The 12,484-nt window shown below is 60.0% G+C and carries 13 protein-coding genes; all 13 read right to left on the bottom strand.

From position 1 onward, the window contains the following. Positions 1-93: 93 nt before the first annotated feature. The 13 genes from JV551A3_RS05980 to hmpA all read right to left on the bottom strand — a co-directional run bounded on the left by JV551A3_RS05980 (position 94) and on the right by hmpA (position 12,430). Positions 94-402 (bottom strand): transposase, encoded by a 309-nt coding sequence (locus JV551A3_RS05980; RefSeq protein ID WP_133970486.1) that lies wholly within the window; start codon positions 400-402, stop codon positions 94-96. Between the two features lie 146 nt (positions 403-548). Continuing rightward, entirely contained in the window at positions 549-800 is a 252-nt protein-coding gene (locus tag JV551A3_RS05975) for a DUF3077 domain-containing protein (RefSeq protein ID WP_110678793.1), read from the bottom strand. After that, entirely contained in the window at positions 797-1,018 is a 222-nt protein-coding gene (locus JV551A3_RS05970) for a hypothetical protein (RefSeq protein ID WP_177421252.1), read from the bottom strand. Before JV551A3_RS05970 ends, JV551A3_RS05975 begins: the two co-directional genes overlap by 4 nt. A gap of 484 nt (positions 1,019-1,502) precedes the next feature. Next, positions 1,503-1,886, bottom strand: coding sequence for a YkgJ family cysteine cluster protein (locus JV551A3_RS05965; RefSeq protein ID WP_112252047.1), 384 nt, complete (start codon positions 1,884-1,886; stop codon positions 1,503-1,505). A 125-nt stretch (positions 1,887-2,011) separates the two neighbouring features. Continuing rightward, positions 2,012-3,139: a hypothetical protein gene (locus JV551A3_RS05960; RefSeq protein ID WP_133970474.1), complete on the bottom strand. Its 1,128-nt coding sequence runs from the start codon at positions 3,137-3,139 to the stop codon at positions 2,012-2,014. Between the two features lie 215 nt (positions 3,140-3,354). Further along, complete coding sequence (alaC, locus tag JV551A3_RS05950; RefSeq protein WP_133970476.1) at positions 3,355-4,563, bottom strand: alanine transaminase; 1,209 nt, start codon at positions 4,561-4,563, stop codon at positions 3,355-3,357. A gap of 337 nt (positions 4,564-4,900) precedes the next feature. Further along, a complete protein-coding gene (gene cyoE / locus JV551A3_RS05945) occupies positions 4,901-5,788 on the bottom strand; it encodes a heme o synthase (RefSeq protein ID WP_025337747.1) in 888 nt (295 codons plus the stop codon). Between the two features lie 11 nt (positions 5,789-5,799). Beyond that, on the bottom strand, positions 5,800-6,132 hold the full coding sequence (gene cyoD / locus JV551A3_RS05940) for a cytochrome o ubiquinol oxidase subunit IV (RefSeq protein WP_003259128.1): 333 nt from the start codon (positions 6,130-6,132) through the stop codon (positions 5,800-5,802). Further along, positions 6,132-6,755 (bottom strand): cytochrome o ubiquinol oxidase subunit III, encoded by a 624-nt coding sequence (gene cyoC / locus JV551A3_RS05935; RefSeq protein ID WP_025337745.1) that lies wholly within the window; start codon positions 6,753-6,755, stop codon positions 6,132-6,134. Before cyoC ends, cyoD begins: the two co-directional genes overlap by 1 nt. 3 nt (positions 6,756-6,758) lie before the next feature. Continuing rightward, a complete protein-coding gene (cyoB, locus tag JV551A3_RS05930) occupies positions 6,759-8,777 on the bottom strand; it encodes a cytochrome o ubiquinol oxidase subunit I (protein ID WP_112252044.1) in 2,019 nt (672 codons plus the stop codon). Between the two features lie 3 nt (positions 8,778-8,780). Next, positions 8,781-9,725, bottom strand: coding sequence for a ubiquinol oxidase subunit II (cyoA, locus tag JV551A3_RS05925; RefSeq protein WP_015268993.1), 945 nt, complete (start codon positions 9,723-9,725; stop codon positions 8,781-8,783). 559 nt (positions 9,726-10,284) lie between these two features. Next, positions 10,285-10,791 (bottom strand): disulfide bond formation protein B, encoded by a 507-nt coding sequence (locus tag JV551A3_RS05915; RefSeq protein ID WP_112252038.1) that lies wholly within the window; start codon positions 10,789-10,791, stop codon positions 10,285-10,287. Positions 10,792-11,251: 460 nt separating this feature from the next. After that, positions 11,252-12,430 (bottom strand): NO-inducible flavohemoprotein, encoded by a 1,179-nt coding sequence (gene hmpA, locus JV551A3_RS05905; protein WP_133970312.1) that lies wholly within the window; start codon positions 12,428-12,430, stop codon positions 11,252-11,254. Between the last annotated feature and the right edge of the window lie 54 nt (positions 12,431-12,484).

Genomic DNA, 12,484 nt, shown 5'->3' with positions numbered 1-12,484 from the left:
GGCGAAGCCAGTCATAAAACGCGCTACGGGACACGCTCAGCGCACTGCAAAGGAGGCTGGTCGGATACGAGCCTGACTCTCTCAGTTCCTCGATCAGGAAAAACGATCGGGATCCGACATCAAGAGAGCCGTAGCCTTTTTTAAGATTTCAGCCTCGGTCTCCAGGCGCTTGATCTTAGCTCGCAGCTGCTGGAGCTCTCGCTGTTCGTCGCTGATCGCTTTGGTACCGGCTACTGGCTGGCCCTTCTGTCGCTCTTTACGTACCTGATCAACCCAGCGGCGCAGGGCTGTAGGGCCGACGTCCATTGATGCGCAGACGTCGGGAATCGAGCAGTGGTCATCTAGAACCATGCTGGCGGCACGTTGCTTGAACTCGCGGGTGTAGGTCTTTCGTTCTTGCATGAAACCTCCTGATTGGGCGAATCATATCGCCCTTAAGAGGTGTCCGGGATCATTAGGCCAGTTCAAGGCCGCTCCTACAGGGAATCGCGTACCCCTGTAGGAGCGGCCTTGTGTCGCGATGGGCCGCACAGCGGCCCCAGGATCTTTCAGGCGCCGCGATTCAACCCCACTTCCATATCATTGATCAGCGCCTTGGCCATGGCACTCAGAATCCGCGCCGCGCTGCCGGCGATCTTGTCGCCTTCCATCTCGGCCTCTTCGTTCAGGTGCTTGATGCAGCCGATCAGCACCGACAGTTCGTCGAATGCCAGATCCAGCGGAACGCCCGGCTCTACCCGGTACAGCTCGAGGAATTTTTCCACGCCGGCGGTGGTGCGGGATTTCAGGTGGTCGCTCATGCTTTGGCCTCCAGCGCTTTCATCTGGGCTAGCAGGGCTTGTAGCAGGTCGGTCTGGGCAGACATCGCTTCCAGCAGGCTGGAACGCAGGGCTGGGGCTTCGGCGTCGAGGTATTGGAGGATGGTGCCTGAGAGGTTGTCCATGACCTGAGTGGCCTGGGACTTGGCGGCTTGGTAGGTAAGGTCTGAAACGGGTGGGTCAGGTACGGGTTTGTTCATGATCAACTCCAATGTGTTCAAAGGAGCAACCACCTGAATCCTTCTCACAGATTTGGGCGGCAGCCGTGCGCGTGGTGAGAAGCCCGTGTTGGAGTCACCACGGTCAGGCCGAAGCCTGCACGCGCACAGCTGCCATGAACTGGCAGGAAGACAACCAACAACGAGTTCTCACACTCGCTCGCCATTTGGGCGAACGGCGAAATTACCGCTGTGATTCTTCCCTGCCTATCAGACGGCATCCGACTGAGGTCGTAGGATAATTCCCAATCCTAGAGAACCTGAAGCATTTGGTATCAAGTTCAGAATCTTCTTACAGCTTATGGCCCTTTCGCGGGTGAACCCGCTCCCACAGGTACTGCGCTGGCCTTGAAATGGCGGCGGTACCCATGGTCTCCATAGGTACTGCACCAACCTTGAAAGCGGCGCGATTCCTGTGGGAGCGGGTTCACCCGCGAAAGGGCCGGTACAGGCTAGCGAAGTACGATCAGGCCACCTCAGCCCCATCATCCGGCCAATGCGGCTCATTGGCCTCTGGCGGGGTCAGCGGTGGCAGCCCATACGCGGCCCGCGCATCGTCGCAACTGGGGTTATGCACTCCACCCTCCCACGACGCCTCGAACTCGCGGCACGGGCTGGACCGGTTGGCATAAATGCTACAAGCCACCTCTTTGCCGATCTCGCCCTCAAGGCTGACGCAGCGGCAGGGTTTGGCATCGGTGCCGATCATGGCAACGCGGGTGGGGTTGATCTGTACCACCAGGTCGTCCGGCACAAGGCCCCCGGCAGACTGGCATTCACCCCAGAAAAAGGACACACGGAAGTACCCGCAGCAGGCGCCGCAGTCAAGGCAAGGGTTATATTCGGACATGATGGCACGGAGGAAGGTTGTTGTTATCGGGGCTGGCCCGCGGCGCCATTTTCAATCCAAGCGGGGGCGGCTGGATAGAGGGGCAATGCAAAAAAATCTGCCGCTGATCCGGCCGCCCGTTAGTGCTAGCAGATGGCCTTGTAAGTCGCGGCATCCCAACGCTGCAAAGCCAAACCTGCGCTCGGGTCGTACTCCCCTCCCTGCACCTTGCTGAAGTAGGTACGCGCTTCGCCGCAGTGCACCAGCCGGTCGTGCATTTCGCCCTCGGTGAGTACAGTGTAGGACGCACTGCGCATGGCCTGATACTGCTTGTCAGCCGCCGCCATGAGCTGGTGATACTTCATCAACTGGCTGTCGCCCAAGGCCAGGCGCTTGTCCAGCTGCACACCCCAGCGGGTCAGGCAGACCTCGGCAAAATGGCGAACGATCAACCCCGGCTCCACCAACACCTTGCCGTCGCCCGCACCATCCGCCGAGGCGTTACCCACCAACGTGGCATGCCGGCCTGGCATCGGGTAGACACATATCCGCGTATCGCTTGCGACTATAGGAATCACGCAAGCAAAACCCTTGGAGCGCTCATCCCGCGAGTAGAAGCCTACATACTCTTTGACGTTATCAGTCAGCGTTACGCGCTCGACCTGTACATTGCCAACTCCCGGCACCGGGTCGATGGCAAAGATGTTCACCGGTATGCCGCGCAACACAGGGTCCTGCGCCATGGCGTTAGCCAGCATGTGGCAACTGATCCCTCCCCTGCTCCAGCCCACCAGGTTCACCTGGGTCGGCAAGCGTGGCTTGCGGAACATGCTGATGATGCGCTCCTGCAATTCCTGCGGAGTTGGATGCCGATCACCGTAGTCGTAGGTACGCCAGAACCAGGAGGCGGTAGAAGACACATCCGGGATGGGTACGCCAGCGTCCTTCAGGCGCTGGTATTCTTCCTCGCTCAGCTTGGTGCGCTGCCAGCTGCTTTCACCCTTGATCACCTGCAGCACATGGTTGACGTTCTCTTCCCAACCGCGGCCAAACAGCTGGCCGGTCCAGTTGAAATAGCCGCCGGGCTCGACGAACAGGTTGTCATCCTGGAGGTTGCCGCTGCCGGGGCCGTCCACGGCGATCCAGTGGGCGAATTCGCGGCCCTGGTCGTTGCTGGCCAGGGTCGAGACCAGTTCACCGTTCCAGAAGTTGGGGTTGGCGTCGTCGAAGCGGTGGGAGCCAGTGCCGCAGAAGTAGGCGGTGAAGACACTCATGGGGGATCTCTTTAGTGAGAAATGAGTGCTGAAGGTAGGTTGGCTGATGGGTCGGGTGCAGGCGGAAAGGTAGCCTTTGAGTCCGTCGGGGCTGCTTTGCAGCCCTTTCGCGACACAAGGCCGCTCCCACAAGTACAGCGCAGCATTTGAAAACTGCGCTGTACCTGTGGGAGCGGCCTTGTGTCGCGAAAGGGCCGCAAAGCGGCCCCCATGGCTTACTTGCGGATAAGGCCATCAGCCCGGAACATCTGCCGGATCCCGCGAATCGCCTGGCGAATACGGTCCTGGTTCTCGATCAGGGCAAAGCGCACATGGTCGTCACCATAGTCACCAAAGCCGATCCCCGGCGACACGCACACCTTGGCCTCGGCCAGCAGCTTCTTGGAAAACTCCAGCGAGCCCAGGTGCGCATACTCTGGCGGGATCTTCGCCCACACGTACATCGAGGCCTTGGGGTTCTCGACCATCCAGCCCAGCTCGTGCAGCCCTTTCACCAGCAGGTTGCGGCGCTGGCGGTATTGCTCGGCAATGTCGCGCACACACTGTTGGTCACCTTCCAGTGCAGCAATGGCGGCCACCTGCAGCGGGGTGAAGGTGCCGTAGTCGTGGTAGCTCTTGATCCGCGCCAGGGCGCTTACCAGTTCGGGGTTACCGACCATGAAACCGATCCGCCAGCCGGCCATATTGTAGCTCTTGGACAGGGTGAAGAACTCCACCGCAATGTCCTTGGCCCCCGGCACCTGCATGATCGACGGGGCTTTCCAGCCGTCGTAGACGATGTCGGCGTAGGCCAGGTCATGCACCACCAGCACGTTGTACTGCTTCGCCAGGGCCACCACGCGCTCGAAGAAGTCCAGCTCCACGCACTGAGCGGTGGGGTTGGAAGGGAAGCCGAGGATCATCATCTTCGGCTTGGGGATCGATTCGCGAATGGCCCGCTCGAGCTCGTTGAAGAAGTCCACTCCCGGCACCAGCGGCACCGAACGCACCTGGGCACCGGCAATCACCGCCCCGTAGATATGGATCGGGTAGCTGGGGTTGGGCACCAGCACCGTGTCGCCCTGGTCGAGGGTAGCCAGCATCAGGTGCGCCAGGCCTTCCTTCGAGCCGATGGTGACGATGGCTTCGCTTTCCGGGTCGATGTCGACCTCGTAGCGTTCTTTGTACCAGTTGGAGATCGCCCGACGCAGGCGCGGGATGCCGCGGGAGGTGGAGTAGCCGTGGGTGTCTTCACGCTGGGCGACCTGCACCAGCTTCTCGACGATGTGCGGCGGGGTGGCGCCATCGGGGTTGCCCATGCTTAGGTCGATGATGTCCTCGCCACGGCGGCGGGCGGCCATCTTGAGCTCGGCAGTGATGTTGAAGACGTAAGGGGGGAGACGATCGATGCGCGCAAAGCGGCGCGGCGAACCTGGGTTGGCCATGGCTTCCTCTGAGTACGTAAGCGCCCGGAACCGTCCGAGCGACGTTGGCCGATGCGGCGGCCTGGGTCAGAAGATAGTGCCGAAACGGTAATCCTGTAAAGGATAATTTCCCGTTTTTATATAACTTTTCAGCTGTATTTTTTGAAAATATTTGAATCTCATGTTTTCAGGGCCGGCCTCTTCGCGGGCTTGCCCGCTCCCACAGGGTTGCTCACCGTCCTGAGACTTGCGCCGCACCTGTGGGAGCGGGCAAGCCCGCGAAGAGGCCGGCACAGGAAAACGCCCATAAAAAAACCCCGGCACAAAGGCCGGGGTTTTCGTGAAACAGGCAGCAGTCTCAGCGTGCGTAAGTCATCAGCACGTCCGCAGCAGTCTGGCTGTCCACGCCCATCATCACGCTCAGGGCAGTGACGGTGAGGATGGAGAAGCCGAACACCTTGCGGGCCCACTTGCTGTCGTCCTCGGCCTTGTAGCCGCCCCAGGCCATGTACAGCCAGTACAGGCCCATGGCTGCTGCCACGGCCAGGTAGCCGAGGCCGGCGTAACCGCCAAGGGTAAGCATCAGGGTCGCGAGCACGAAGGCCAGCACGTACAGCACGATCTGCTTCTTCGCCGCGAGGATGCCACGTGCCACCGGCAGGACCGGAATGTTGGCAGCGCTGTAATCCTTGAAGCGGAAGATGGCGATGGCGAAGCTGTGCGGCATCTGCCACAGGCTGAACATCACCAGCAGGGTAACCGCAGCCAGGTCGAAGCTGTTGCTGACGGCGCAATAGCCGATCACCGGAGGCATGGCACCAGACAGGCTGCCGACCAAGGTGCCGTGCACCGATTTACGCTTCAGCCACAGGCTGTAGAAACCGACGTAGACGATGAAGCCGATCAGCGCACAGAACGCCGAAAGCGGGTTGGCCTGGACATACAGCAGGCTGAAACCCGCCACCCCGAGCAGGGTGGCGTAGATCAGCGCGAGGGGCAGCGACATGCCGCCCTGGACCATGACGCGGTTCTTGGTGCGCTCCATCTTGTGGTCGATGTCACGGTCGATGCAGTTGTTGAACACGCATCCGGACGCGACCACCAGCGAAGTACCGATCACCACCGCCAGGAACAGGGCGAAATCCACATGGCCCTTCGAGGCAAGGAAGAAACCGCCTGCCACGGAAAGCACGTTACCGAAAATGATCCCCGGTTTGGTGATTTGGATAAAGTGCTTAACGGACATGCAGTCTTACCTCACTTGGCCAACATTTCGAAGTGGATGCTGAACATGATCCACAGCGACAGGCCGACAAGCAGAGCGATCACCAGAGTGGTGAACAGGAACGTCGAAACGTTGTTGCGTTGCTCTTTCGAGCGGTCCATGTGCAGGAAGTACACGAGGTGCACTACTACCTGGATCACGGCCATGGCAACAATGATCAGAACGGTCAGGTTCTTCGGCAGGCTTGGCGACATGGCCAGGCCGAACGGGATCGCAGTCAGGATGATCGACAGGATGAAGCCGATCATGTACGACTTGACGCTGCCGTGGTTACCTTCGTGATGAGTGTCGTGTGCGTTAGCCATTACAGAACTCCCAGCAGGTAGACGACGGTGAATACGCAGATCCAGACCACGTCCAGGAAGTGCCAGAACAGGCTCAGGCAGCTCATGCGGGTCTTGGCGGTCGGCGTGATGCCGTGCTTGTTGATCTGGTACATCATGATTGCCATCCAGATCAGGCCGGCGGTCACGTGCAGACCGTGGGTACCTACCAGGGCAAAGAAGCCCGACAGGAAGCCACTGCGCTGCGGGCCGAAGCCCTCGGCGATCAGGTGATGGAACTCGTAGATTTCCATCGCGATGAAGCCTGCACCGAACAGGAAGGTCACAGCCAACCAGCCCAGTACGCCAGCTTTCTTGCCATCGAACATCTTCAGCATGGCGAAGCCGAAGGTGATCGAGGACAGCAGCAGGAACAGCGTTTCAACAGCTACGAAATCGAGCTGGAAGATGTCATGACCCGACGGGCCGCCGGCAAAACTGCCGGACAGCACCGCGTAGGTGGCGAAGAGCGACGCAAACAGGATGCAGTCGGTCATCAGGTACAGCCAGAAACCGAGTACGGTCATCTGGCCCGAGTCGTGGTGGTGGTCGTCATGCCCATGGTCGTGACCATGAGCAGCACCGTGCATTACTTGACTGGACATTGATTACACCCGCTCAAACGATTCGACACGTGCGCCGGCAGGCAGAGCACCTGCTTTGGCCAGCGCTTTCATGCGCTCGCCTTCGATGCGCGCCACTTCTTCGGCCGGAACCATGTAGCCCTGGTCGTCACGCGCAGCGTGGCGAACGAAGACAGCGATGGTTGCAACCAGGCTCGCGCCAACCAGCCACCAGATGTGCCAGATGAAGGCGAAGCCGAAGACGGTCAGGAACAGGCCCATGAACAAACCGGTAGAGGTGTTGCTCGGCATGTGGATCGCTTCGTACTTGGCCGCAGGCTTGTAGGCAACGCCGGCTTCCTTGGCTTCGTGCCAGGCATCCAGGCCAACCTTCTCAGGCATGTGGGCGAAGTTGTAGAACGGAGGTGGCGACGAAGTCGACCATTCCAGGGTACGGCCGCCCCATGGGTCGCCGGTCACGTCCAGGTTCTGGTTGCGGTCGCGAACCGATACGTACAGCTGGATCAGCTGGCAGGCGATACCGAACAGGATCAGCACGGCGCCGACAACGGCTACGTACAGGTAGGGTTCCCACAGTGGGTTGTCGGAGTGGTTCAGACGACGGGTCATGCCCATGAAGCCCAGGGCGTACAGCGGCATGAACGCTACGTAGAAGCCCGAGATCCAGAACCAGAAGGCAGCCTTGCCCCACTTCTCGTTCAGGGTGAAACCGAAGGCTTTCGGGAACCAGTAGGCGAAGCCGGCGATGTAGCCGAATACAGCACCACCGATGATCACGTTGTGGAAGTGAGCAATTACGAACAGGCTGTTGTGCAGCACGAAGTCAGCACCTGGAACAGCCAGCAGAACGCCAGTCATGCCACCGATGGAGAAGGTGATCATGAAGCCCAGGGTCCACATGATCGGCGCGGTGAAGCGCAGACGGCCCTGGTAGATGGTGAACAGCCAGTTGAACAGCTTCACACCGGTCGGAATGGAGATCAGCATCGTCGCCAGGCCGAAGAAGGTGTTGACGCTGGCGCCGGCACCCATGGTGAAGAAGTGGTGCAGCCATACGGCGAAGCCCAGCACGGCGATGGCGCCCGATGCGTAGATCATCGAGTGGTGGCCGAACAGACGCTTGCCGGAGAAGGTGGAGGTAACTTCCGAGAACACACCGAAGGCCGGCAGGATCAGGATGTACACCTCAGGGTGACCCCACGCCCAGAACAGGTTGACGTACATCATCGGGTTCCCACCAAGCTCGTTGGTGAAAATGTGGAAGTCCAGATAACGGTCAACAGTCAGCAGAGCGAGTGCAGCGGTCAGGATCGGGAAGGAAGCCACGATCAGCACGTTGGCCCAGGTGCAGGTCCAGGTGAAGATCGGCATGTCCATCAGCTTCATGCCAGGTGCGCGCATCTTCATCACGGTGACGAGGAAGTTCACGCCGGTAAGCGTCGTACCCAATCCGGATAGCTGTAGCGCCCAGATGTAGTAGTCGACACCCACCCCAGGGCTGTACTGGATGCCCGCGAGCGGCGGATAGGCAACCCAGCCGGTCTTGGCGAATTCACCAACGCCCAGCGAGATGTTGACCAGCAGCACGCCTGCCAGCAGCAGGTAGAAGCTCAGGGAGTTCAGGAACGGGAAGGCAACGTCACGTGCACCGATCTGCAGAGGAACCGCCAGGTTCATCAGGCCGGTGAAGAACGGCATCGCCATGAAGATGATCATGATCACACCGTGAGCGGTGAAGATCTGGTCATAGTGTTCAGGCGGCAGGTAGCCTTCGGAGCCACCGGTAGCGGCAGCCAGCTGGGTACGCATCATGATGGCGTCGGCAAAGCCGCGCAGCAGCATGACCATCGCGACGATGATGTACATCACCCCGATTTTCTTGTGGTCGACAGTCGTCAACCACTCGCTCCACAAGTAGGACCACTTGCGGAAGTAGGTGATAGCACCGACGACAGCGATACCACCGAGCGCGATCATGGCAAGCGTCACCATGACTATCGGCTCGTGATAGGGTATCGCCTCCAGGCTTAGTTTACCGAACATCTCTTACTCCTCTGCACCGGCAGCTGGTTGCATACTCGATTCCACACCCTTGGTAGTGGCCAGATCTTTGCTGCCTGCTTCTTCGTGGCTCGGACGACCGCGGTTCATGCCTTCGTACTTGTCGACGATCAGCTGGAACTGGTCAGGCGAAGCCTCGCTATACAGCGCGACTGGGTTGTTTTCGCTTGGTTTGGCCAAGGCGTCGTATTCGGCCTTGTCCAGCTTCTTCGGCGACTGCTTGACCTCGGCGACCCACTTATCGAAGTCTTCCTGAGAGGTGGCAGTAGCCTTGAATTTCATGCCGGTGAAGCCAGCACCGCTGTAGTTGGCGCTGATACCGTCGAACTCGCCGTTTTCGTTGGCGATCAGGTGCAGCTTGGTGGTCATGCCGGCCATGGCGTAGATCTGGCCGCCCAGGCCCGGGATGAAGAACGAGTTCATCACGGCGTCGGAAGTGACGCGGAAGTTGACCGGGGTGTTAGCCGGGAAGACGATCTTGTTGACCGTGGCAATGCCCTGCTCCGGGTAGATGAACAGCCACTTCCAGTCCAGCGCGACCACGTCGATCTGCACCGGCTTCACATCGGAATCCAGCGGACGGTACGGGTCCAGCTTGTGGGTGGAGTGGTAGGTGAAGTAGCCCAGGGCGATGATGATCAGGATCGGGATGATCCACACCGCGGCTTCGATCTTGGTCGAGTGCGACCAGTCAGGGGTGTAGGTGGCAGCCTTGTTGGAAGCACGGTACTTCCAGGCGAAAACCACGGTCATGATAATGACAGGAATCACCACCAGCAGCATCAGGCCGGTAGCGATCAGGATCAGGTTCTTTTGCTCAATGCCGACCTGACCTTTCGGGTCGAGCAGGGTCCAGTTGCACCCACTGAGTAAAAGCATGCCTAAAAAGGGCAATATGCCAAACAGTCTGGGGTAACGCTTTTTACTCATCTCACGACCTCTAGATCAGCTTGCTTCAATGCAATTTGTGTTTTGGTAGCCAACACTTCGTCCTGCCAAGTGCGGCAATTCGCGCCCGTACTCGCTCCTGCCCGGGTCCGGCTGCAGGACCTTGGCGTCAAAGCGTGTTAGCGGTGCTTATGGTTTCGTAGGCAACAGGCCTGTACTTCAGACCAAGTCCATTTGGTGCGGGAAAACGCGGAGGGGGATCCGCCCGGTATCGCCGTTGGGCGAAACTTGACGAAGTCAGCAAAAAGGAGCGCTGGGGCTTCCTTCAATCCTGCGACTCGCAAGCAGTGCCGAACGGAAATTGGGGGCGATTGTAGATAGGTCGCCAACCCTTGACTATGACTTATTGAGCAACAGTCCTTTACAGAATCCGCAACAATACTGCTCAAAAATTCAACTTCGCGACAGTTTGTCGCACCCCGCTTGATAGGCCCCAAAGCCGCATTCTGCAAGGCCTCTGGGTTGATCTGGATCAAGCGGGGAGCGAATTTCCCCTCTTCTCATGCGGCGTAAAAGACCGCATGCAATTCGGGACTTTTGTCTAAGCCCGGCGTCGGTTGCGATAGATCCCGAGCGGAACCAGGACAGCTGTCAGGACGAACGCCACCAGCGCCCATTGCGCCAGCGACAGACCGAGGATTGGCGGGTACGGCGTGCTGCAGAAGCCGTCGACCTGGAACACCAGCGGCCAGAGCTTGGCAAGCGGCAGGTCGTCCACGATCGGCTGCAGGGTGTCGATGCCGCAACTGACCATGGGGTTGGCGAGTATATACACATGGTTGCCGGCCGCAACGATTCCGCCAATGGCGCTGAGCACCACCAGTGCCTCGAAGAAGGTCAGGCTGCGGCGCCCGGGCATCGCCGCGGCGATGAAGGCGAACACGGCGATGAACAACAGCGCATAACGTTGCAGGATGCACAGCGGGCATGGTGCCTCGCCCAGGACCACCTGCATGTAGAGGGCGCCACCGATCAGCGAAATGCAGATCAGGCCCAACAGTACCAGAAAGCGCCGTTCCCGATTCAGGCGCGATGTTTGTTCGTTCATTGCCGATTCCTTCGATGGATAGTGGCAGCGTGATCCGCCTGCCTGGCGCAAGTCTACACGCTGGGCAGGGCCTTTGAGCGTGCCGAGGAAGCGGCGTGATAGCGCTGCGCAGGGCTATCCGGTGTGGCTGAGACCGGCCGCAACGACGTCGGTTCAACGCCGGGCGGCAAAAAAGCGGCTGCCCGGGTGCCGCGCAGGGGCAAGCCCCTCGACACCCGGGAGTGAAGGATACCGTGATTAAAGGAGGATTAAAGATGAAAGCTGCACAGTCGCTTTCATCTCTCCTTTATATAGGCAGGGACGTGAGGTGCGGGCCCAGCAGCTGGGATGAATGTTTCATGAACCTGTGCCGGCCCTTTCGCGGGTAAACCCGCTCCCACAGGGATCGCGCAGGTCTCCGGCGCAGTGGGGTACCTGTGGGAGCGGGTTCACCCGCGAAAGGGCCAGTGCAGGCGCTACATCACTCCAGCGCAGCCGCCGGCCCGAAGAACTCGTAACGGCTCTGCTGCTCCGGCACACCCAGGCCCTTCAGCTGGCGCTTGACCGCCGCCATGAAGCCCTTGGGCCCGAGGAAGTAGGCATCCACGTCACGCTCCTGCGGCAGCCACTCGGCCAGCAGGTCCTCGCTCAGCAGGCCCACGGCATCAGCCGCGGCACCGCCCTGCGGCTCTGCATAGCAGTAGAAGCGCTTGAGCTGAGGGTGACGCTCGGCCAGCTCGTCGATCCAGTCGCGGAAGGCATGCACGGCGCCGTTACGGGCGCAGTGAATGAAATGCACCTCACGCTGGGTTTGCAGTGCCGCCTGCAGCATTGCCAGGGTCGGGGTAATACCCACGCCACCGCTGATCAGTACCAGCGGCTTGTCGCTCGCAGCCAGGGTGAAGTCGCCAGCCGGCGGGAACAGCTGCAGGGTATCGCCCACCGCCAATACGTCGTGCAGGTAGTTGGAGACCTTGCCACCCGCCTCGCGCTTGACGCTGATGCGGTATTCCTTGCCGTCGCACAGCGCCGACAGGGAATAGTTTCGGCGCTGCTCGGCGCCGTCGATGTCCAGCTTCAGGCCGATATACTGGCCAGGCTCGGCCTTGAGCACCGGCTTGCCATCCACCGGGGCAAAATAGAACGAAACGATTTCGCTGCTTTCCTGCTCACGGCGTACCAGGCGGAATTCACGGGTACCGCGCCAGCCGCCTTCGGCTTCTTCCTTCTGTTTATAAAGGTTCTCTTCCGCGCCGATCAGGATGTCGGCCAGCTGGCCATAGGCCGCGCCCCAGGCGTCGATCACGGCGGGGGTGGCGATTTCCTTGCCCAGCACTTCTTCGATGGCACGCAGCAGGCAGCTGCCGACGATCGGGTAGTGCTCCGGCAGAATCTGCAGGGCAACGTGCTTGTTGATGATCTGGCCGACCAGGCCGCCAAGCTGCTCCAGCTGGTCGATGTGGCGGGCATACATCAGCACGCCGTTGGCCAGGGCGCGCGGTTGGTCACCGCTGGCCTGGTGGGCCTGGTTGAACAGCGGTCGCACTTGCGGGTACTCGCTGAGCATCATCTTGTAGAAGTGCGTGGTCAGCGCTTCGCCGCCGCTTTCCAGCAGGGGGACAGTGGCCTTGATGATTGCACGTTGTTCGGCATTGAGCATTGCAACAACTCCTGAGCCTGTGGCTTCAAATGACTGCCCGAGCTGTTACATCAA

Source organism: Pseudomonas inefficax (assembly GCF_900277125.1).
Taxonomy (GTDB): Bacteria; Pseudomonadota; Gammaproteobacteria; order Pseudomonadales; family Pseudomonadaceae; genus Aquipseudomonas; species Aquipseudomonas inefficax.
Note: the sequence above shows the minus strand (reverse complement) of the source record. Positions and strands in the feature narration are given on the sequence as shown.